This window comes from Carboxylicivirga litoralis, from assembly GCF_025499605.1.
Classification (GTDB): domain Bacteria; phylum Bacteroidota; class Bacteroidia; order Bacteroidales; family Marinilabiliaceae; genus Carboxylicivirga; species Carboxylicivirga litoralis.
The window spans coordinates 17,800-40,602 of sequence record NZ_JAFMVC010000031.1 but is presented as its reverse complement, the minus strand read 5'-3'; the positions used below and the strand labels follow the sequence as shown (position 1 = coordinate 40,602).

13 protein-coding genes are annotated in these 22,803 nt (G+C 39.4%); 11 read left to right on the top strand and 2 right to left on the bottom strand.

Going from position 1 to position 22,803, the window contains the following annotated elements:
* The first annotated feature begins 84 nt into the window (after positions 1 to 84).
* From J1N10_RS18505 to J1N10_RS18485, 5 genes are all read left to right on the top strand, one after another.
* Positions 85 to 1,293 carry a PNGase F N-terminal domain-containing protein gene (locus J1N10_RS18505; protein WP_262328223.1) on the top strand — a complete coding sequence of 403 codons (1,209 nt, stop codon included), beginning with the start codon at positions 85 to 87 and terminating at the stop codon, positions 1,291 to 1,293.
* Between the two features lie 142 nt (positions 1,294 to 1,435).
* The gene (locus J1N10_RS18500; protein ID WP_262328222.1) at positions 1,436 to 2,368 is read left to right on the top strand and encodes a YitT family protein; all 933 of its coding nucleotides are present in this window, start codon (positions 1,436 to 1,438) and stop codon (positions 2,366 to 2,368) included.
* A gap of 104 nt (positions 2,369 to 2,472) precedes the next feature.
* Positions 2,473 to 3,450, top strand: a complete 978-nt coding sequence (locus tag J1N10_RS18495; protein ID WP_262328221.1) for a LacI family DNA-binding transcriptional regulator — start codon at positions 2,473 to 2,475, stop codon at positions 3,448 to 3,450.
* 40 nt (positions 3,451 to 3,490) lie between these two features.
* The gene (locus J1N10_RS18490; protein ID WP_262328220.1) at positions 3,491 to 4,573 is read left to right on the top strand and encodes an ROK family protein; all 1,083 of its coding nucleotides are present in this window, start codon (positions 3,491 to 3,493) and stop codon (positions 4,571 to 4,573) included.
* Between the two features lie 61 nt (positions 4,574 to 4,634).
* A complete protein-coding gene (locus J1N10_RS18485) occupies positions 4,635 to 5,603 on the top strand; it encodes a type I phosphomannose isomerase catalytic subunit (protein WP_262328219.1) in 969 nt (322 codons plus the stop codon).
* A 149-nt stretch (positions 5,604 to 5,752) separates the two neighbouring features.
* On the opposite strand, the gene aqpZ is transcribed toward J1N10_RS18485, so the two are convergent.
* Complete coding sequence (gene aqpZ / locus J1N10_RS18480) at positions 5,753 to 6,442, bottom strand: aquaporin Z (RefSeq protein ID WP_262328218.1); 690 nt, start codon at positions 6,440 to 6,442, stop codon at positions 5,753 to 5,755.
* Between the two features lie 286 nt (positions 6,443 to 6,728).
* On the bottom strand, positions 6,729 to 9,311 hold the full coding sequence (locus J1N10_RS18475; RefSeq protein ID WP_262328217.1) for a glycoside hydrolase family 2 protein: 2,583 nt from the start codon (positions 9,309 to 9,311) through the stop codon (positions 6,729 to 6,731).
* Positions 9,312 to 9,552: 241 nt separating this feature from the next.
* On the opposite strand from J1N10_RS18475, the gene J1N10_RS18470 reads away from it, so the two are divergent.
* The 6 genes from J1N10_RS18470 (at position 9,553) to ppdK (ending at position 22,552) form a co-directional block, all read left to right on the top strand.
* Positions 9,553 to 10,569: a helix-turn-helix domain-containing protein gene (locus tag J1N10_RS18470; RefSeq protein ID WP_262328216.1), complete on the top strand. Its 1,017-nt coding sequence runs from the start codon at positions 9,553 to 9,555 to the stop codon at positions 10,567 to 10,569.
* A 130-nt stretch (positions 10,570 to 10,699) separates the two neighbouring features.
* Positions 10,700 to 13,039 carry a TonB-dependent receptor gene (locus J1N10_RS18465; protein WP_262328215.1) on the top strand — a complete coding sequence of 780 codons (2,340 nt, stop codon included), beginning with the start codon at positions 10,700 to 10,702 and terminating at the stop codon, positions 13,037 to 13,039.
* Between the two features lie 436 nt (positions 13,040 to 13,475).
* On the top strand, positions 13,476 to 14,651 hold the full coding sequence (locus J1N10_RS18460; protein ID WP_262328214.1) for an ATP-binding protein: 1,176 nt from the start codon (positions 13,476 to 13,478) through the stop codon (positions 14,649 to 14,651).
* Between the two features lie 187 nt (positions 14,652 to 14,838).
* Complete coding sequence (gene nifJ / locus J1N10_RS18455; protein ID WP_262328213.1) at positions 14,839 to 18,378, top strand: pyruvate:ferredoxin (flavodoxin) oxidoreductase; 3,540 nt, start codon at positions 14,839 to 14,841, stop codon at positions 18,376 to 18,378.
* 224 nt (positions 18,379 to 18,602) lie between these two features.
* A complete protein-coding gene (locus J1N10_RS18450) occupies positions 18,603 to 19,613 on the top strand; it encodes a dihydroorotate dehydrogenase-like protein (protein WP_262328212.1) in 1,011 nt (336 codons plus the stop codon).
* Between the two features lie 224 nt (positions 19,614 to 19,837).
* Complete coding sequence (gene ppdK, locus J1N10_RS18445; protein WP_262328211.1) at positions 19,838 to 22,552, top strand: pyruvate, phosphate dikinase; 2,715 nt, start codon at positions 19,838 to 19,840, stop codon at positions 22,550 to 22,552.
* The last annotated feature ends 251 nt before the right edge of the window (positions 22,553 to 22,803 follow it).

The window sequence follows — 22,803 nt, the reverse complement described above, 5'->3', positions numbered from 1 at the left end:
TAAATACGGACTGATTAGAATCGCAAATGCGTTAATCAATCCAATAAATAACAGCGATTTAGATAAATGTTATAAACTTTTGTCATGTACTTAGGGCTTTTAGTTATTGTATTGTTGGCAGCATGTGGTCCTAAAAAGATTGATTCGCTGGGTGACAAGCAAATATCGGTGTTTGATAATGAGCATTTGTATTTTGATGCAGGTGCTTTTGATGCTGATTTATCAGCAAAAGAAACGACTTGTCGGATTATGGATGGTCGTATTTTAATGAAGAAAATTACTTTACCCACTTACCTTCGGGAGGTTACTGCCTCGGTGAAAGTAACAGTGGCCTCGGCAGGCGATCGATGGGATAAGTCTGGTTCATTGTTTGTGATTCCGCAAAGCTCATTGGTCAATTTTGTAACTCTAGATAAAGAAGGCGAGTTGCCTGAAGGTGATGCAGCACATGAGGGTTTGACAGGTATTGTAGCTGGTAATGATTACGAGCCGGTGGTTGAGCTAATGCGCTTTATGACACCCTTTGGAATTGGTTTTTATAATGATAAAATGGATTTACGCCAACCGGTTTATATTCCTCATTGGGAAGACAAGGTAGTGTGGGAGCAGGATGTAACCGACCGTTTGTCAGTACTGGAAGGGGAAGTGTGGATTGGTGTTTGGATTGATGCCTGGACAAAAGAAGGTTATACCGTTTCGGTAGATATTACTTATGATGAAACGGATTATTTATATGCAGTTAAGCCCCGAACAAAGGTCAAATCAATACTTAATACGATACCGTATTTCAGAGGGCAGAAGCATGTCGATTTATTTGCACGTCAAGATATGGAGTTGACAGCATCGGTGCCAGCTTCGGCTAAAAACATTCGCTTGAATTATATTACCACCGGGCATGGTGGTCATTCTGGTGGAGATGAATTTGTTAAGAAACGTAACATCGTTAAAGTCAATAATGAGGAAGTCATCAATTTTATTCCCTGGCGCGATGATTGTGCTTCGTTTCGTCGTTTCAATCCGGGCTCGGGTGTATGGTTAATAGAAGATACAGCCACTTATATCGATTGGAATACCTGGAAGTATGAAGAAAAAGTGATAGAAGAACGTTTAGCCTCATCAGATTTGTCCCGTTCCAACTGGTGTCCGGGCTCTGATGTTACTCCATTAATCGTAGATGTAAATCTTAAAGCAGGTGAGAATCTGTTTACATTTAGTATTCCTGAAGCACAAGAGATTGATGGTGATAAAATGAACCATTGGCTGGTATCGGCTTATCTCGCCTGGGAAGAATAAAAAAGAAGGTAACACAATGTGAAAGCTCATCTAAAAAAGATGAGCTTTTTTTCTATAACTGAAATTTATCATTTCCCTGTGTGCAAGAAAAAAGCGACCTTTGCGCGATTTTTTGAATGAACACTATTATTTAAATTAAGTTATGGCTTTTGTTACAAAGGAAAAGTTCTTATCAAAGGACTGGTTTGTTGCCTACTCATACATACTGATGGGTAGCCTCTTGTTTGCAATTGGTGATGTGTTATTTGTTAACCCGTACATGTTAGCACCGGGTGGTGTGTATGGTATTGCCAACTTCATGTTCCACACGATTGGATGGAACATTAGTACATCAGTTTTATTTATGGAAATACCGTTGTTAATCATCGGTACCATCATTCTGGGACCTCGATTTGGGGTCAAGACATTGGTAAGCACATTTGCCATTATGGGATTTGTGTACATACTGGAATTACCATCGGTGTGGGGGCACGATGCCTTTATTCCGAATGAGCCAATTTTAAATACCATCATCTCAGGTATTATATATGGTGTGGCTATTGGTTTTATTTTCAAGTCGCGAGCTACTTCTGGTGGTTCAGATATCATTTCAATGATTCTGAATAAATACACACGCATGTCATTGGGTAAGTTGGTGATGATTGTAGATGGAACCATTACCATGCTAACGATATTTATGCCGCAAGAAGGTGGTGATTTTACGTTCAGGGGGATTGACTGGACTTTACCAATCTATTCGTGGGTGGTTATCTTTATTGAAGGTAAGATTATTGACATGGTGATTGACGGTATGAAGGTAAATAAAACCTTATTTATTATATCCGATAGAGCTGAAGAGATTCAAGATAAGCTATTACACCATGTTAAGCGTGGCGGTACCATGATTACAGCGATGGGGATGTATGAAGGGGTTGAAAGAAAGGTGATTTATACAACTGTTACCCGTCGTGAGTCGCAAATTCTGCTGAGTCATATTTCGAAAATTGACCCTAAGGCTTTTGTGAATGTGATGGACAGTAGCCAAGTATTGGGTGAAGGTTTTAAGTCGATTGATTCTGATAGTGGAGCTCACTAAATGAAGAATTGAAAATAATATTGAAAGCGTCTCTTTGTGAGGCGCTTTTTTTATACAAAAAAACTTCTCTATATTTGCATCTAAACCGGTTTAGTAGTTTTTTAGTGAGACCATCAATAAAAACCATAGCAGAGCAATCAGGCGTATCAAAAACCACCGTATCATTTGTATTAAATGGGCGTGGTAATGAAAAGAACATCAGTGCCGAAACACAAAAGCGGGTATTGGATATTGCACAACGCTTAAATTATCAGCCCAACCATCTGGCTCGTAGTTTAAGTATGGGACGCTCATACACCATTGGGTTTGTGGTGCCCGATATTTCCAATCCCTTCTTTAGTAAGATTGCACGCCTGGTTGAGCATTATGCCGAGGAAAGAGGTTATTCGGTGATGGTGGCCAGTACCGATGAAAAACCGGAAAAGGAGCAGAAGATTTTAACTGCTTTTACCAACCGACAAATCGATGGTGTTATTATCGCGCCCACAACAGAGTTGGTTTCGTCAAAGATAGCTAATCTGCCAATGGTTAATTTCGACCGTAATTTTAATGACAAGGACGACAATTTTGTGACCATTAATAATTCAGAGACAGCTAATCAATTGACTCAAAAATTGATTGGTAAAGGATGCCAAAAAATTGGCCTGGTAGGTTTATCATCGTTTTTGCCCAATATTAACGAGCGGATTGATGGTTATAAAGAAGCATTGACTAATAATGGATTATTTATAAATCAAAGCTTGATTATTGATGTTAATACCAATCTTATAAAACAAGATGTAGAATCAGCTATTCACCAATTATTAAAAGAGGAAGTTGATGGTTTTCTGTTTTTAAATAATGTACTGGCAGCCGAAGGTATTTGGTTGGTTAATAAGCATTATCCACAGTTGATAGACAAAATTAAGTTTGCCAGTTTCGATAACCTCGATGTTTTCGATTATGCAAAGCCAAAAGTGACTTCAGCTCTTCAGCCAGGAGATGAGATTGCCCGGAATTGTGTTGAAATGTTGTTTAAGCAAATTGAGGATAAAGAACAATCAGGTAGCATCCGGCTTTCTACAACGATAATAGAACGATAAAAAAAATTTATAAACATACTAAAGCGGTTTACTAAGAGATATGAGCAGTATTTATTTTGACAACAGAACAGTAATGACCCTTGATGCAGGAGGGACTAACTTTGTGTTTAATGCCATTCAAGGCGGTAAAACCTTAATGGAACCGATTAAGAAACCTGCCAATGGCGATAAGCTGGAGCTTTGCCTGCAAACCATGCTAAATGGTTTTCAAGAAGTGAAAGACAAGATAAACGAGCAGCCTGTGGCTATCAGCTTTGCTTTTCCTGGTCCGGCCGATTATCCCAATGGCATTATTGGTGACTTAGCAAATTTGCCTGCTTTTAGAGGAGGTGTGGCATTAGGGCCAATGTTGGAAAGTCATTTTAATATTCCTGTATTTATCCAAAACGATGGGGATTTATATGCTTATGGCGAGGCTTTAGGCGGAATATTGCCTGAGATTAATGCTGAGTTAGAGAAGCAGGGCAGTGTTAAGCGTTATAAAAATGTGATTGGTTTAACACTGGGAACCGGATTTGGTGCAGGACTGGTTCATAATAATGTCCTGATTGGTGGTGATAATAGTATTGCGGCCGAAGTATGGAACATTGGTAATACTATTTCGCCTGAGCGAAATGCTGAAGAAGGAGTGAGTACGCGGGCTATTGTTAATGCCTACAATGTGGCAACTGGTAATGCCGAACCTTTGATGCCAAAAGATGTTTTTGATATAGCTTCTGGTGCCAAGGCAGGTGATAAAGAGGCCGCGCTCGACGCATTTAGTTGCTTTGGAAAGCATTTAGGCGATGCTGTAGCCAACCTTATTAACCTGTTTGATGGTATTGTTGTTATTGGCGGCGGATTAACTGGAGCCAGTCAATACTATATGCCAGCGGTTTTGGAGGTTTTAAGAGGCACGTTTGCTGATGGTCAGGCACGCTTGGTGCAAAAAATATATTGTCTGGACGATGAGCAGGAGAAGCAAGCTTTCTATCAGTTCGATAGCAAGGCGATTAAAGTACCTTTTACTGAAAAGATGGTGGATTATTCATCGGAACAAAAAGTAGCTATTGCAACCAGCAAGCTTAATGCTAGTGAAGCCATTGCCATTGGAGCTTATGCTTATGCCTTAAGCCAGTTATAACAGTAGGGTATAAATAACAGATTATTAAAATAACAAATCAACGAATTAACAATACTATAAAATGCTTTATCCATTAAAATTTAATCCCATTCTCAAAGAAATGATTTGGGGTGGGCAAAAGATTCCACAAACATTGAATGTTGAGGTGGCTGATGATGTAAAGATTGGTGAAAACTTTGCGGTGTCGGGTTTGAAGAATGATTTATCGGTTGTGAGCAACGGTGAGCTGGCAGGTAAAAATATGCTGGAGCTGATGGAGACCTACAAAGGCGAATTGTTGGGTGAAAAGGTTTACCAGCAGTTTGGAACTAATTTTCCATTGTTAATCAAATACATCGATGCCAATGATGATTTATCCATCCAGGTACACCCTGATGATGAATTGGCTAAGGTTAAACACGACTCATTTGGTAAAACAGAGATGTGGTATGTGGTAGATGCCGAAAAAGGAGCAGGTCTGATTTCGGGCTTTAGCAAAAAAACAACAGCCGAAGAATTTGAGACTTACCATTCATCAGGCAAGCTAATGGAGCTGATGGCGAAGCACCCAACAGCTGAAGGGGATACGTTTTTTATACCGGCTGGTAAGGTGCATTCCATTGGTAGTGGTAACCTGATTGCCGAGATTCAGCAAACATCGGATATTACGTATCGTATTTACGATTTTGATCGTCGTGATAAGTTTGGTAATCCTCGCGAGTTGCACCACGAATTGGCCATGGATGCGATGGATTTTACCGATGATGCATCGGGCAAAGTAGATTACAAAGTCCAAAACAATGAGTCGGTTAATATTGCGTCTTGTCAATACTTTACCACCAATATGTTGGAAGTAAAAGGTGGGGTAACGAAAGATTATACTCAACTTGATTCGTTTATTATATTAATGAATGTAGGTGGTAAATGCTCTATTGAAACAGAAGGCCATGTCATCGAGTTAAAGGAGATGGAAGCTGTTTTGGTTCCTGCAGCCATTAATGAGCTTGATTTAAAAGCTGATGCAGCAAAATTACTGGAAGTATATATTTAATAGTAAAAAGAGGGTGTCCGAAAGCGAAGTTTGGTCATCGAGCGGAGTCGAGATGAAATGTAAAGAAAGTTGGTTATCTGTATGTAATCACTTCGACTCCGCTCAGTGAACGGGTTCTTTTGATGTTTTTTGTTCACCCTCATTAGAGATTATTCTTCTTCTTCAGGCGACAAATACTTATACACAATGCCAGCTAAAACTGCACCAATAATAGGTGCTATCCAAAACAGCCAAAGTTGCCCCATTGCCCAGTCGCCAACAAAAATTGCCTGACTGGTGCTTCGTGCCGGGTTAACAGAGGTGTTGGTGACGGGGATACTGATTAAATGAATAAGTGTTAAAGCCAGCCCGATAGCTAATCCAGCAAAACCTTTTGGTGCTTTTGAGTGTGTAGCACCAAGGATGACAATTAAGAACATAAAAGTCATTACAATTTCACATACCAATGCAGCCAGCATATTGTAGCCATCGGGTGAATGGTCGCCATAGCCGTTGGCCGCAAATCCACCCATATCAAAACCTGGTTTACCACTCGCAATCAGGTACAAAATGGCGGCAGCTACAGTAGCTCCCAGTACCTGCGCGATAATATACGGCGCAATCTCTTTCTTATCAAAACGACCACCGGCCCATAGACCAATGGTGACGGCCGGGTTCAGGTGGCATCCTGAGATATGTCCGATGGCATAGGCCATGGTGACAACGGTTAATCCAAATGCGATGGAAACACCTACAAAACCAATTCCTAACTCTGGGTAACCAGCTGCCAGCACAGCACTGCCACATCCTCCCAGAACTAACCATAAGGTGCCAAAAAATTCTGCTACTAACTTCTTCATAGTTTTAGTGTTTGATTAATTATGAGAAGCAATTTATAACCTTATTGTTAATTATTCCAGTGTTTGTATGATTACAATAAGTATTATGTATTGTTTTGCATTGATTTCATCTTTGTTCCGATCGGTCATTGTAAAATATACAAGATGCAGAGAAACACGAACAGGCATGAAAGGCCACTTAGCTCATTGGTAGTGATGAACGGATTAAAGGCTTACATAAAAAAAACGGTTCAGGATTAACAGATGAACCCTTGAACCGTTTTTTTTAAAGTGTACTGCCTTATTGCTAGTAAGTATCGTCAAGCGTGCGAATCAATAACTTACTATTGAAATCTTCAATTATTTCCTTTGTTTCAAAAACAATGGTTTTGGATTGGCCCGGTAGTAAATCAAAATAATTATCTGAATACCAGCCTTCAGCTTCATTGTAGCTGAGGTAAAGATTCTTAGCCAATTTATCAGTCGAAACCGTTATCTCGTAGCCTTTATCAACCTTTTTAACTGAGCTACTAACTTGTGGTTGAGGCAGACTTAAGTCTTTAGCTTCTTTAAAATAGCTGGTGGTCGAATAAGTTAACTGGTTGTCAATAAATAATTTGGTTGACAATACTGCGTTGGATGTATTTATTCCTTTCAGCAGCTTTTGAAGCGACTTTTTAAAGATGATATTCGATGTATTTGCTTTGACAGTGATATTGTTAGTATTCGACCAAAGTTCTTTGCCTTCAAAATCCAGGATTGTTAACTCAAGGTGCCCTGTTTTATCTTCAAAATTGTCTGAAACACTATATACTAGCAGGTCATCTGTTTTTGTGTCCGGCACGGCAATAATTGGCGCAAAGGCTTTGCGTGTAAAGTACTGCAGTGCTTTCCAGTTGCCAAAATAGTCGATGCTCGACCAGGATGCTACCGGCCACACATCGTTTAGCTGCCAGTATAAGCTTCCCATGGTTGTTGGCATATTAATACGATGCCCTTCAATGCCGGTTCTGATACCTTCGGCTTGTAGTAATAAACCTACGTATAAGAAGGATTCAAAATCTTTTGGGTTACGATAATAGTTATCCATATAGCGTTTGATGGCTCCATTGCCAATAAACGAGCGCTGGTGCGATTTCATCACTTCCGAATTAATGTCGTAATCTTCAGGAATAGTATATTTCTTAACCGTCTTTAACTCCGGGAACGACTGGAAACCATATTCGCTGACAAAACGTGCGGCTCCATCGTGATAGGTAATAAACGGAACATCCTGGAACCAGATACGCCAGTCGTGCTCATCGCCATCAATTTTATTGGTGCGGATGGTATCTTCAGCCTGTGGACTTGATGCCCAGTATTGTTTGATTGGGTCGTGTGCCTGAACGGCTTTAGGTAATACATCCAGAAAAATGTCTTTGTACGCCTGCCACATCGCTTTTGCTCCATCGGGTTGTTTCTTCTCGTTATCTTCTTTCCAGCCCCAACCAAACCAGGCGGCTAAAATCTCGTTATTACCACACCAAAGGGCAATACTAGGATGGTTGCGTAATCGGCGCACATTGTATTCCGCTTCATGTTTAACGCTTTCAAGAAATTCAGGGTGACCTGGATACATATTGCAGGCAAACATAAAGTCCTGCCAAACCAAAATACCGTACTTGTCACATAGGGCATAGAAAATTTCTTTTTCGTAGATGCCGCCACCCCAAACACGCAGCATATTAAAATGACAATCAGCGGCCGATTTAATGATGTGTTCATACTTCTCAGGGGACACACGATCCAAAAAAACATCGTTTGGAATGTAGTTGGCGCCTTTCATAAAAACAGGTTGTCCGTTCAATTTAAAATAGAACGAACGACCTGTTTCGTCATCTTCGCGAACAAGTTCTATGGTTCTGAGACCCAAAGTATGCTCGAAAGTTTCAATGCCAGCCTTGGTTTTCAACTGGCCTTTAACCTTATAAAGATGAGCATCACCTAAGCCATTGCTCCACCACCTTTTAGGATTTTCAATTTCAAAGTCAACCTTATAAGTATGCAGTCCTTCTTGTAGTTGTACTTTTTTAGTGGATAGCTCTTCGTTATTGACAAAAATGCTTAGTTCGGCATTTTCACTGGTTTGAGCCTCAATTTCAAATACTGAATTTAATAACGCAACCGTTTCGGAGATATCAAGCTGATTGGTGTGGATATTATCCAATCGTGCCGTATTCCAGGCTTTTAAAGTGATAGGTTCCCAAATGCCGGAAGTGACAAGGCGTGGTCCCCAGTCCCAACCGAATTGATAAGGTGCCTTACGCACATGCGGACTCACCCACTTTTCGCCTGGTACTTGCCCAATCTTGGCCAGATCGTTGGCTGATGATTGCACCACATAAGGATAGTTGTCGTAAATATCCAGGCCTACTTTGATGGGCGAGTGGAAATAGATGCGCAATTTGTTGTCTCCCTCTTTAATGTACTTTTTACAATCAACCGTCCAGCCACGGAACATATTGTCGGCTTTTAATATTAGTTCATTGTTCAAATACACATCTGCATATGTATCCAGACCTGCAAAGTTAAGGCTTATGCGTTCCTTATTAAACGTGTATTTATCAATGTTGAAAGTCGTTTGATATACCCAGTCTTTTTTGTCGATCCATTGCAAATCGTGTTCATTAAGGCGATAAAAAGGGTCCTTAATTAAATCATGATTTAATAAATCGGTGTGTATGCAGCCAGGAACTTCGGCATCAAGCCATTCATTTTTGTCAGATTCGCTAAACTGCCAGCCTTTATCAATGTTAATGGTTACAGAAGATGGCGAGTTGTTGGTGTGGGAACAGGCCATCAGAGAAAGCAAAGTAAATGCTAGAAAAATAGAATGTGTTAATGTTTTCATATTGCAAAAATTGTTGCCGTAAAACTACAATGTTACAGTCTTTTCAAAGGAGACAATTGTTTAAAAAGATAAACATATTCTCACTTAATATCTATTGTTTTCTCTCAATGGTGCAATTCTAATATTTGTATCTTTAGCCTGAGAACAATTATTATTGCATAGATTTATGATATTGAACCTGCTGGATATATTGGTATTTAATTTGTTATTATTAATGTCGTTTATTTTGGTGTCAAACCCAATGAAAGTAAATGTTAAAGCCAATAGGTGGTTTGGTTTTTTACTGTTACTTTGGTCTACTTACTGGTTTGATGAGATATATTTAATCATTTCGGGAAATAACGTTACAATAAGCTCATACTGGCCGGTGGCATGGGTTCAATTTTTAGCTCCTCCAATATTTTTTATCGCAGTCAGTTATTTTTCGGTACCAGCCTATGATTGGCGAAAAGATGCTTATAGGTTTATAGTGCTTCCAGCAGTCTATTTGCTTCTGATTTTTACAGATGCTCTTATCTCATCTGATTTATACTATTTTCAGATGCTATTAATTTTAATGAATGCATTGATATATACATCTCTGTCATTCTTTCGAATTAGAAAACATCAGAAGAATATTCAGAAATATACTTCCTCTACACAGGCCATTAACTTAAACTGGTTAGAGTATATTATCATGGCCATGATTGTTCTTGTTGTTAGTGTTGGAATATTTAACCTGGTGTTTTTCGAATTACCACTCAATGTATTTATGAATGCCGCTGTACTTGGTGTGGTTTTATTTATTTGCTACAATGCCCTGAAGCAAACAGAGATATTTCCTAAGGATACAGCCGGTGTGCAGCTGGTGATGGATATAAGTGCTGAAGAGCAAACCAAAGAATCAAAGCGACCATTGTTGGCCGATGATAAAGTTGTAGAGCTGAAACAAAAGCTCGATGGCATAATGGAAGACAAAGCGCCGTATTTAGAAAGTGATTTAAACCTGATTAAACTGGCTCAAATGGTCGATATCACCTCGCATCAATTGTCTTATGTTATCAATAAAGGATACGATGAAAATTTCTTTCAGTTTGTAAATCGATATCGGGTTGAAAAAGCAAAGCATATGCTGGCCGATAACGATAACAATAATCTCTCAATTTTGGGTATTGCATTCGAGGCCGGGTTCAGTTCCAAAACATCGTTTAATACTACTTTTAAGAAAATGACCGAACTAACACCGTCGGAATACAAGAAAAAATGTACGACTTTATAAAAGAGTCGCTGTTTCTTTGTAAATATTAGTAAATCAGCTATTACTGATTGGTTCGGGTTTATAAAACAGGACTTTTATACTCCTTTTAGCTGGTATTTTTGCTTCATAAATGTTTAAAATCTAAACAAGCATGAAGAAAATTATTGTAGCCTTATTAATTGGTGTTGGAGGATTTGTTGGTATTGCATGGGGGCAGCCTGCACAAACAATTAAAGGCAGGGTGGTCGATGCTGATTCAGAAATCAGTATTCCTGGCGTTAATGTGGTGGTGATGGAAACGAATCCTCAACTGGGTATAATTACCGATTTAAACGGCTATTTTACTATAGAAGATGTACCTGTTGGACGCTATACGATTCAAATTAGCTTTATGGGCTACGAGCCTGCAATCTTGTCTGAAGTAATGGTTGGTTCAGGAAAAGAAGTGGTGTTGAATGTAGCCCTCAAAGAAACCTATCAGCAGTTAAATGAGGTAGTGGTTAAACCACAGCAACGAAAAGACAAAGCACAAAACAACATGGCCACATTATCGGCACGTTCGTTCACAGTTGAAGAGGCCGGACGTTTTGCAGGCGGTTGGAATGACCCATCACGTCTGGCAGGCTCGTTTGCAGGTGTTACCATGGCCGAGGGAGTGAATGATAATGCCATAGTGGTTCGAGGTAATGCTCCAAAGGGTATTTTGTGGCGCTTGGAAGGTGTTGAAATACCAGCTCCTAATCATCTGAATGGGATTAATAATGGAGGAGGTATCGAAACAGTTTTTAGTGTTAATATGCTCGATAACTCCGATTTTTTTACAGGCGCTTTTCCAGCGGAGTATGGCAATGCCATGTCGGGAGTGTTTGATATGAAATTTCGTAATGGGAATAATGATAAGCGAGAATCGGCCTTTCAGATCGGGAGTCAGGGTATTGACATCAGTTCTGAAGGACCTTTTAAAAAGGGTGGAGACGCTTCTTACTTGTTTAATTACCGTTATTCATCAATGGGCCTGGTAGGGCAGCTGGCTCATATGGATGTGGGTTTGCCTAATTACCAGGATTTAAGCTTTAAATTGCATTTGCCAACGAAAAAAGCCGGAACATTCTCGTTTTGGGGTATAGGAGGTAAAAGTAATGTGGCTTTTGAACCGGATGAAGACCCCAATGAGTGGGAAACATCTTGGGACAATAATGAATACGATACAGGATCAGAGATAGCAGCTGGCGGTATCAATCATCGTGTGAATATTGGTCAAAGTAGCTATGTTTTTACCTCTTTAGTGGGGGCATTTGATGGTTTCACCAATGAAAGTGAACAGTTTCAACGCGATGGTAGCGTCATCCCAATTGCTGATCATAGTGAAAAAAACTATCGTTTGATAGCAAGTACATACCTCAATCATAAATTTGGAAATCGTCATACCAATCGCACAGGTGTTACCTATACTAACTTAAGTTTTGATTTGGATATAAAGGGAAATCCGAATCCTGGAGTGGAAGTGGAGTTAATCCGCATTGCTGATCAGCGGGATAATTCTTATCTGATGCAAGCTTATACACAAAGTAAATTTCGTGTTGCTCCAACAATTGATGTAAATGCCGGGATGAACTTCAGTTATTTTGGTTTAAATGAAGAATTCATTCCTGAACCTCGCTTGGGACTAACCTGGCGATTTATACCGAAACATTCTTTTAGCCTGGCTTATGGTAAACATAGCCGATTGGAGGCATTACGTTTTTATCTGGCGCAAAATGATTCCGGTAATTATTTGAATCCTGATTTAAAAGTGACAAAGGCCGATCACTTCGTTTTTTCATACGACTGGCGTGTATCGGATAATATGAGTGTTAAGATAGAGCCATATTACCAGCGCTTGTACGATGTGCCGGTAATAGCAGGAAGTTCAGAGTCTTTAATAAACTATCAATGGGATATGTATTTTGATGAGCCATTAATAAATACGGGCACAGGTTCTAATGTTGGTGTTGATATTACCATCGAACGCTTTATGAAAGATGGTTATTACTATATGTTTACTGGCTCTTTTTTCGATTCAAAGTATAAAGGTGGCGACGGAATAGAGAGAAATACTTCATACAATCGCAATGTTGTTCTAAACCTTTTAAGTGGAAAAGAATGGAAAGTGCGCGAAAACAACCTTTTTAGTATTAATGGAAAGCTAACTTATATGGGTGGCAATCGTTTTACTCCTCCTAATCAGGAGTTGTCAAAATCTTCTGAGATGGTTGTGTTGGATGAGACACGCGCATTTGATTGGCAGGAAAGTAATAAATTCTACGTGGACGTGGCTGTTAATTACCGAATAAATCGTCTCAATGTATCGCACGTGTTTATTCTGCAAGGGAAAAATATTTTAATGACAGAAGAAATGTTTGGCTGGGCCTATGATTTCAAAAAGCAAAAAGTGGTACCGCATGGAATGACAATGGTTTATCCGTTTTTTAGTTATCGTCTGGAGTTTTAATTAAATAAAAGCATGCTCTATATAAAGGTCATTCCACTATGGAGGAGTGACCTTTTGCTATATGTTGAATTAGTAAATTGAAAGTTTATGAGAGTAATGCTTAAATAGTTGGCAATTGAAAGCTTGTACAAGTACTTTAGTTTGGTGTTTAGATAAGGGTAAATTAAATGAAAAATGTCATGTATGACCTTCTTGTAGTATTTGATGTGAGGCTCGTAAGCTATAGAAAATGAATGTTTAAAACAATATTGCTGACTAAATAAAGAAAAGTTTCAGCTTTTAATATGGAAATGTTTCTTCAATTTGATATTGAAAATGAAAGCATTGTTGTATTTATTTTTACTAAATATAAATAGCAGGAGATTGTAAAAATTGCAATGTTGAGTTTGCAATTGTCTCGATTATCCTTTTAGATTTGCATATATAATTTAAGCTAATGCAATCATTTTTTGAAACACACCGCTATCTATTAGAGCATCTAGGATCGCCTGTTAGACGTGAATTGATGAATGAAATAGACTGGAATCATCGCTTAATTGGTATCAAAGGAGCGAGGGGTGTTGGTAAAACGACCTTCTTACTTGATTTTGCCAAATTAAACTTTGGTTACGACAAAAGTTGCTTGTATGTCAATTTAAATAACCTCTATTTTACCGAACGCACGATTATTTCCTTTGCCGATGAGTTTCGAAAGAAAGGGGGGAAGACCTTAATATTAGACCAGGTGTATAAATACCCCGATTGGTCAAAAGAGCTTAGGTATTGTTACGATAATTTTCAGGATTTAAAAATTGTATTTAGTGGTTCGGCCGTCATGCGCCTGATGGATCAAAATCCGGATTTAAAAGATTGTGTAGCCGTTTATCGTTTGGACGGGTTTTCGTTCCGTGAGCACTTGAATTTGGCAACGAAGAATAAGTTCCAGGCTTATTCATTGGAAGAAATATTAAACAATCATGAAGCAATAAGTGCTGAGATTAGTTCTAAAGTGCGCCCATTGGCATATTTTAATGACTATTTGGAACATGGTTATTATCCGTTTTTCCTTGAGAAGCGCAACTATCATGAAAATGTGGTGAAGAACATTAATCTGATTCTTGAAATTGATATTTCATACCTTGAACAAATTGAATTGAAGTATTTACCCAAATTGCGTAAATTGCTCTATTCCATTGCTAAGTCGGCTCCGCTTCAACCCAATGTGAGTCGTTTAAGTCAGGAGATTGAAACGTCAAGAGCCACTGTGATGAACTATCTGAATTATCTGAAAAACGGACGTTTAATTAATATGCTGTATGAAGATAGTGAGTCGGCAAAGAAACCATCAAAGATTTACATCCAGAATCCGAATGTGTATTATTCAGTCACACATGGCGAAGTAAGTCAGCTAAATATGAACCGGACTTTCTTCCTTAATCAGGTTGGGTATCGACATCAGGTGAATGTGTCGAAAAGCAGTGACTTTAAAGTGGATGATAAACTTGAGTTTTACATTGGCGACGAAACAGTGCCTGGTAAAGAATTAGGTGGAAACGAATACCTGGCGCATCATATGCTGGAAGTAGGAGAGAAGAATCAAATTCCTTTATGGCTCTTTGGATTCTTGTATTAATCAATTAGGCGCAAGGCATAAGATAAAAAGAAATAAGACAAGAAATTTAAAAGATAAGTAGTGAGTATAGAGTTGTAAGATTTTTTTCAATTGTAAACAGTATCCAAGCTGTAAGTGGTCTTGATACTCGGTACTTGATACTTTGTACTATATTATAATAACCAATTAATTATTAGGAGTATATAAAATGGCTAAAGAAAAAAAGTTTATTACATGTGATGGTAACCATGCCGCTGCACATATCGCGTATATGTTCAGTGAAGTGGCGGCTATCTACCCAATTACGCCATCGTCAAACATGGCGGAAAATGTGGATGAATGGGCTGCTGCCGGAAGAAAAAACATCTTTGGGGAGACAGTTAAAGTAGAGGAAATGCAGTCGGAAGCTGGTGCTGCAGGTGCTGTTCACGGTTCGCTTCAGGCTGGTGCTTTAACATCTACATTTACAGCATCGCAGGGATTATTACTGATGATTCCTAACATGTACAAAATTGCCGGTGAGCTTCTTCCTGGTGTATTCCATGTGAGTGCACGTAGTTTGGCTGCTCAGGCTTTATCTATCTTTGGTGATCACTCTGACGTCATGTCGACTCGCCAGACTGGTTTTGCCATGTTGGCAACAGGTTCAGTTCAGGAAGTAATGGACCTTGCTGCTGTAGCACACTTAACATCTATTAAATCACGCGTTCCTTTCTTACACTTCTTCGATGGTTTCCGTACTTCTCACGAAATTCAGAAGATTGAAGTATTAGAAAACGACGATTTAGCTCACCTGGTTGATCAGAATGCACTACAGGCTTTCCGCGATAACGCATTAAGTCCTGAGCACCCTGTAACACGAGGAACAGCTCAAAACCCTGATGTTTACTTCCAGGCGCGTGAGGCGGCTAACCCATTCTACGAAGTATTACCTGATATGGTAGCTGAGTACATGGATGAGTTAAGTAAGATTACTGGTCGTAAATACCGTCCATTCGATTACTATGGTGCTGAAGATGCCGAAAATGTAATCGTGGCCATGGGTTCTATTACAGAAACAATTCGCGAAGTTATTGACAGCTTAACGGCTAAAGGTGAAAAAGTTGGTTTGATTGCGGTTCACTTATACCGTCCGTTCTCAGCGAAGTATTTCATGGAAGCATTCCCAAAAACAGCTAAGAAAATTGCTGTTCTTGACCGCACAAAAGAGCCGGGAGCTAACGGCGATCCTTTATACCTGGATATCCGCGATTTGTTCTACGGAAAAGAAAATGCCCCTGTTGTTGTAGGTGGTCGTTATGGTCTGTCTTCAAAAGATACAACGCCAGCCATGATGTTGAGCGTATTCGAAAACCTGAAGCAAGACGAGCCTAAGAATCAATTTACAGTTGGTATTGTTGACGATGTGACTCACACTTCACTACCATTGTTGCCTGAATTCTCATTAGCTGCAGAAGGTACTTTCGAAGGTAAATTCTACGGTTTAGGTTCTGATGGTACAGTTGGTGCCAACAAAAACTCAATTAAGATAATTGGTGATAACACCGATAAGTATGCTCAGGCTTACTTTGCTTATGACTCTAAGAAGTCGGGTGGTATCACTATTTCTCACTTACGTTTTGGTGATACACCTATTCGTTCGCCATATTTGGTAAATACTCCAGATTTTGTGGCTTGTCACGTACCTGCTTACCTAAACATGTACGACATGTTGAAAGGTTTAAAAGAAGGAGGTACTTTCTTATTAAACTGTTCATGGAGCGCGGCTGAATTAGAAAGTCATTTACCTGCTTTCGTGAAGCGTTATATCGCAGATCACAAAATCAAATTCTATACAATTGATGCCACTCACATTGCCAAAGAAATTGGTTTAGGTAACCGTACCAATACCATTATGCAGTCGGCCTTCTTCAAAATTGCTGAGGTAATCCCTTATACTGATGCTGTTGAGCAAATGAAGAAAGCGATTGTGAAGACTTTTGGTAAGAAAGGTGAGAATATTGTTAACATGAACTACCAGGCTGTTGATAAAGGTGGTGAGGTTAATGAAATTTCTATTCCTGCATCATGGGCTAACGAAGCTGCAGAAGTTGTTTTCCCAAGTAACGAGAAAGCACCTCAGTTTATTAAAGATTTCGTATTCCCTGTTAACGCTCAGAAAGGTGATGATCTTCCGGTAAGTATCTTTAAAGGTCGCGAAGATGGTACATTGCCAGCTGGTACTACCGCATACGAAAAACGTGGTATCGCTGTTGATGTTCCTGAGTGGAATGTTGATAACTGTATCCAGTGTAACCAGTGTGCCTATGTTTGTCCGCACGCAGCAATCCGTCCTTATTTATTAGACGAAAAAGAATTAGCGGGTGCTCCAGAAGGAACAACTTCTAAGAAAGCAAATGGTAAAGGATTCGACGGTCTTCAGTATCGTATCCAAGTAAGTGCATTGGACTGTACTGGCTGTGGTAACTGTGCTGATGTATGTCCGGCTAAGACAAAAGCTTTAGAGATGAAACCGCTTGAAACACAGCAGGCTGAAATCGCTCGTTGGGATTACATGGTAGAAGAAGTATCTATCAAAGATACTATCATGCCAAAAGAGCAGAACGTGAAAGCTTCTCAGTTTGCTCAACCATTATTTGAGTTCTCTGGTGCTTGTGCTGGTTGTGGTGAAACACCTTACATCAAGTTAATCACTCAATTGTATGGAGATCGCATGATGGTGGCTAACGCTACTGGTTGTTCTTCTATCTATGGTGGTTCGGCTCCTGCAACGCCTTACTGTGCTAACAAAGAAGGTAAAGGTCCGGCTTGGGCAAATTCATTATTCGAAGATAATGCTGAGTATGGTTTAGGTATGGCAACTGGTGTTAAGAAGCTACGCGACCGTATCGAACGCAAAATGAATGAGTCGATGGCTGAAGTAAATGCCGAGACTAAAGCTGCTTTCGAAAAATGGTTCGAAACCAAAGATAATGGTAACGAAAACGTTGCTGCTTCTAAAGCTGTTGTGGCTGCTCTTGGAAATGAGTCACATGCAGTTGCTAAAGAAATCCTTGCATTGAAAGACTACTTATCTAAGAAGTCAGTTTGGATTTTCGGTGGTGACGGATGGGCTTATGACATCGGTTACGGTGGTTTAGATCACGTGATTGCTTCTGGTGAAGATGTAAACATCCTGGTAATGGATACTGAGGTTTACTCTAACACAGGTGGTCAGTCGTCTAAGTCAACGCCAGTTGGTGCAGTGGCTAAGTTTGCTGCTTCAGGTAAGCGTATCCGTAAGAAAGACCTTGGTTTAATGGCAACTACTTACGGTTATGTTTATGTTGCTCAGGTGGCTATTGGTGCTAACCAGGCGCAGTATTTTAAGGCTATTAAAGAGGCTGAAGCCTACCCAGGACCATCATTAATCATTGCTTACGCTCCATGTATTGCTCATGGTTTGAAGACCGGAATGGGTAAAACTCAGGAAGAAGGTAAGAAAGCGGTTGAGTGTGGATACTGGCACCTATATCGTTACAACCCAATGATGGAGAATGAAGGTAAGAATCCATTTACTTTGGACTCTAAGCCTCCACAATGGGATAAATTCCAGAGCTTCTTGATGAACGAGGTGCGTTATACAGCTCTTGCTAAATCATTCCCTGAAGATGCGAAGGTATTATTCGCTGAATCAGAAAAGAATGCTAAATGGCGTTATAGCTCATACAAGCGTTTGAATGATTTGGAATATGAAGTGATTGAATAATTGTTCAATTTCAGATATAATGAGAAGCCGCTTCCGTTTGGGAGCGGCTTTTTTGATGTTTAAAAGGTAATTCGATAATTGATTTTGAAGCTGAAAGGGTGTAACTTAATATAACTATTAAATCTAAAATAAGACTTTTGAATCTTATTTGTAAAACAATTACTATCAGCTTCTTGTTAGAAAAAGGCAATAGAAATTAAAAACCCTTTAATATCACCTTTGTCATGGATTTAAGAACAACTTACATGGGGATTGAATTGAAGAATCCCATCATCATTGGAGCCAGTAACCTGGTATTAGATTTAGAAATGGCCAAGAAACTTGAAGCAGCAGGTGCAGCCGCCATTGTTTATAAATCACTTTTTGAAGAGCAATTGCACCTCGAAGCAGCAGAGTTAGAAGACGAATTGCATGAGTATGATAACCTTCATGCCGAAATGACCTCATTATTCCCCAATATTGAGCATTCAGGACCTAAAGCTCACTTATTAGCGCTTAAAAAACTCAAAGAAACAGTATCTATTCCTGTATTTGCGAGTCTTAATTGCACCTATGATGTAAGTTGGATAGAATATGCAAAGTATTTGGAGGAGACGGGAGTTGATGGTTTGGAATTAAATTTTTACTCAACCATTTCCGATGTAGAAAAAACACCCGCCGAAGTTGAGGATTCTCGTATTGATATACTTAAAAAAGTTAAAGATGCGGTTAGTATTCCGGTTAGTGTGAAGCTGAGTCCATTCTATACGAATTTAATGAACGTGGTTTATCGTATGGATAAAGTTGGAGCAGATGCCTTTGTCCTCTTTAATCGCTTATTCCAGCCAGATATCGACATTAAAGAAGAAAAACTGCGTGTTCCTTATAACTTAAGTCATAAGGGAGATAATCGATTAGCACTGCGTTTTGCTGGTTTATTATCCTGTAACCTTAAAGGAAGCATTTGTAGCAATACAGGTATTCATGATGGAGAAGATGTCATAACGATGTTATTGGCTGGAGCTAACACAGTTCAAGTTGTAAGTACTGTTTATAAAAACGGAGTAATACAAATTACACGAATTTTAGAAGAACTATCGGCCTGGATGAAAGAAAAAGGATATGAAAAAATAGATGATTTTAAGGGGAAACTTTGTAAAAAGAATGTTGAAGATCCTCATGCGTACCGAAGAGGACAATATGTTGATTATTTAATGAAGGCAAAGGAATATTTAAAGAAATATCCGGTAAATTAATAAAATAACAATATGAGATTGAGAAAAAGCAGTTCATTTTTTATGAACTGCTTTTTTGTTTTAAAACCCATTCATTTATTATTTATTAACGCACTACAACCACTTATAAAGTGGTGACTTTCCCAAATTTTTTGTTTATTTGTATGGTTTTAGAAAAAAATCTTCAAACAATATTGAATTCACTGATAACTACTATTTTATAATAATTTTTTAATAATCTAAGTATGAGCAATAAACGCGTTTATACCTTTGGTAACGGACAAGCTGAAGGTAAAGCTGATATGAGAAATCTACTTGGGGGTAAAGGTGCAAACCTTGCTGAAATGAACCTTATCGGGGTTCCTGTACCAGCTGGTTTTACCATTACAACTGAGGTGTGTACAGAGTACAATCAAAAAGGTAAAGAAGCTGTTGTTGAATTAATGAGAGCTGAAGTAGAAGCTGGTGTAGCGGCTACTGAAAAAGTAATGAATGCTAAATTTGGTTCTACAGGTGAGGCTTTCCCATTGTTATTATCTGTTCGTTCTGGTGCTCGTGCTTCAATGCCAGGTATGATGAACACAGTTCTTAACCTTGGTATGAATGACGATGCTGTAAAAATCATCGCTGAAAAATCAGGTAACGAAAAATTCGCGTATGACTCATACCGTCGTTTCATCCACATGTATGGTGACGTGGTAATGGGTGTTGAGGCTGAAGAAGGTCAGCACAACCCGTTCGAAGTTGTATTAGATGAATTAAAAGAATCAAAAGGATATAAATTAGATACTGAATTAACAGTTGAAGACCTTAAAGCTTTGGTTGAAGGTTATAAGGCTGTAGTTCGCAAGCACGCCGGTGTTGACTTCCCAACAAATCCATGGGATCAGCTTTGGGGTGCTGTTTGTGCAGTGTTTGATTCATGGAACACTGAGCGTGCTATCCTTTACCGTCGAATGGAGCAAATTCCTGATGAGTGGGGTACTGCTGTAAACGTTCAGGCGATGGTATACGGTAACATGGGTGAAACTTCTGCTACAGGCGTATGTTTCTCTCGTGATGCAGCTACTGGTGAAGACTTATTCAACGGTGAGTACCTAATCAATGCTCAGGGTGAAGACGTTGTAGCTGGTGTACGTACACCTCTTGAAATTACAAAAATTGGTTCTCAGCGTTGGGCAGAGCGTAACGGTACTTCTGAAGAAGATCGTCAGAAAAACTTCCTTTCTATGGAAGAAGCAATGCCTGAGTTATATGCTGAATTAGATGCCGTACAGCAGAAATTAGAAGATCACTACTCAGATATGCAGGATATGGAGTTCACCGTTCAGGATGGTAAGCTTTGGATGTTGCAGACGCGTAGTGGTAAGCGTACTGGTGCTGCCATGGTAAAAATGGCTATCGATATGTTGGAAGAAGGACGTATTGATGAGAAAACAGCTGTCTTACGCCAGGAAGCTAACAAATTAGATGAGCTATTACACCCTGTATTCGATCAGGCTGCTTTAGATGCTGCTAAAGAACTATCTAAAGGTCTTCCTGCTTCTCCGGGTGCTGCTACAGGTCAGATTGTATTCTCTGCTGAAGCTGCTGAAGAATGGGCTGCTGCCGGTAAAAAAGTAATCTTGGTTCGTCGCGAGACATCTCCGGAAGACTTAAAAGGTATGTATGCTGCTGAAGGTATCTTAACTGAGCGTGGTGGTATGACTTCTCACGCGGCTGTGGTAGCTCGTGGTATGGGTAAATGTTGTATTTCTTCTGCTGCTGGCTTGTTAGTGTCAGGTTCTTCAATGGCTATCAACGGTGTTGAGTACAAAGAAGGTGACTTTATCTCATTAAACGGTACTACTGGTGTTGTTTACGAAGGTAAAGTAGCGACTATTACTCCTACATTAGATGGTGACTTTGGTAAAATCATGGATTTAGCTGAAAAGAACACACGTATGTATGTTCGTACTAACGCTGATACGCCTGCTGATGCGCAAACTGCTCGTGAGTTTGGTGCTAAGGGAATTGGTCTTTGTCGTACAGAGCACATGTTCTTCGAAGGCGACCGTATCTGGAAAATGCGTGAAATGATTCTTGCTGAGGACGTAGAAGGTCGTAAAGAAGCTTTAACTAAATTATTGCCTATCCAGCGTGAAGATTTCCACGGAATCTTGAAGGCTATGGACGGTTATGGTGTAACTATTCGTTTACTGGATCCTCCATTGCACGAGTTTACTCCAAATGATGCTGCTTCACAGAAAGAAATGGCTGAAAAGTTAGGTGTTGCTGTTGAAGTTGTGAAAGAAAAAGTTGATTCTTTACACGAATTCAACCCTATGTTAGGTCACCGTGGTTGTCGTTTAGGAAATACTTATCCTGAGATTACAGAGATGCAGGCGCGCGCTATCATCGAAGCTGCTTGTGACTTGAAATTGGAAGGATTAAATCCTAAGCCGGAAATCATGGTTCCATTAATCGGTACTGTTAAGGAGTTGAAGATGCAGGAAGAAATCATCCGTGCTACAGCTGCTAAAGTATTCGAAGAAAAAGGAACTGAAGTTGAGTACTTGGTTGGTACAATGATTGAGATTCCTCGTGCTGCATTAACTGCTGATGAGGTAGCCGAAGTAGCTGAATTCTTCTCATTCGGTACAAACGACTTAACGCAGATGACTTTCGGATACTCTCGTGATGATGCTGGTAAATTCTTACCAATTTACATTGAGAAAGGTATCTTGAAGCAAGACCCATTCCAGGCATTAGACCAAACAGGTGTTGGTCAATTGGTAGAAACTGGATGCCAGAAAGGTCGTGCAACTCGTCCTGAATTGAAATTAGGTATCTGTGGTGAGCACGGTGGTGAGCCATCATCAGTAGAGTTCTGTCATAGAACAGGATTGGATTACGTTTCATGTTCTCCTTTCCGTGTGCCTATTGCGCGCTTAGCTGCTGCTCAGGCGAACCTTCGTTAATAGAATATAACGAATTGATATATAAAAGCCGTTCCTTTGGGGAGCGGCTTTTTTAGTATTTTTTGGGCTCAATAGTATAATATTTTAAGTCCAAAGTACTTATGGCAATGAAGTTAATTTCTCGTCATTGTTGAAAAACTGATAATGTCAAGAGTGCGCATTTATTTTTATATTAATATATTGTTGTCATCCATTAATCATTTTGTTGATATATCTGGCAAAAAAATGTTTCAATGGAGCTTGGGGATTTT

Bases quoted from the DNA above. Each gene is read 5' to 3' on its own strand.
- J1N10_RS18505 (WP_262328223.1), top strand. From the start codon at position 85: ATGTACTTAGGGCTTTTAGTTATTGTATTGTTGGCAGCATGTGGTCCT.
- J1N10_RS18500 (WP_262328222.1), top strand. From the start codon at position 1,436: ATGGCTTTTGTTACAAAGGAAAAGTTCTTATCAAAGGACTGGTTTGTT.
- J1N10_RS18490 (WP_262328220.1), top strand. From the start codon at position 3,491: ATGAGCAGTATTTATTTTGACAACAGAACAGTAATGACCCTTGATGCA.
- J1N10_RS18485 (WP_262328219.1), top strand. From the start codon at position 4,635: ATGCTTTATCCATTAAAATTTAATCCCATTCTCAAAGAAATGATTTGG.
- aqpZ (WP_262328218.1), bottom strand. From the start codon at position 6,442: ATGAAGAAGTTAGTAGCAGAATTTTTTGGCACCTTATGGTTAGTTCTG.
- J1N10_RS18475 (WP_262328217.1), bottom strand. From the start codon at position 9,311: ATGAAAACATTAACACATTCTATTTTTCTAGCATTTACTTTGCTTTCT.
- J1N10_RS18470 (WP_262328216.1), top strand. From the start codon at position 9,553: ATGAAAGTAAATGTTAAAGCCAATAGGTGGTTTGGTTTTTTACTGTTA.
- J1N10_RS18465 (WP_262328215.1), top strand. From the start codon at position 10,700: ATGAAGAAAATTATTGTAGCCTTATTAATTGGTGTTGGAGGATTTGTT.
- J1N10_RS18460 (WP_262328214.1), top strand. From the start codon at position 13,476: ATGCAATCATTTTTTGAAACACACCGCTATCTATTAGAGCATCTAGGA.
- nifJ (WP_262328213.1), top strand. From the start codon at position 14,839: ATGGCTAAAGAAAAAAAGTTTATTACATGTGATGGTAACCATGCCGCT.
- J1N10_RS18450 (WP_262328212.1), top strand. From the start codon at position 18,603: ATGGATTTAAGAACAACTTACATGGGGATTGAATTGAAGAATCCCATC.
- ppdK (WP_262328211.1), top strand. From the start codon at position 19,838: ATGAGCAATAAACGCGTTTATACCTTTGGTAACGGACAAGCTGAAGGT.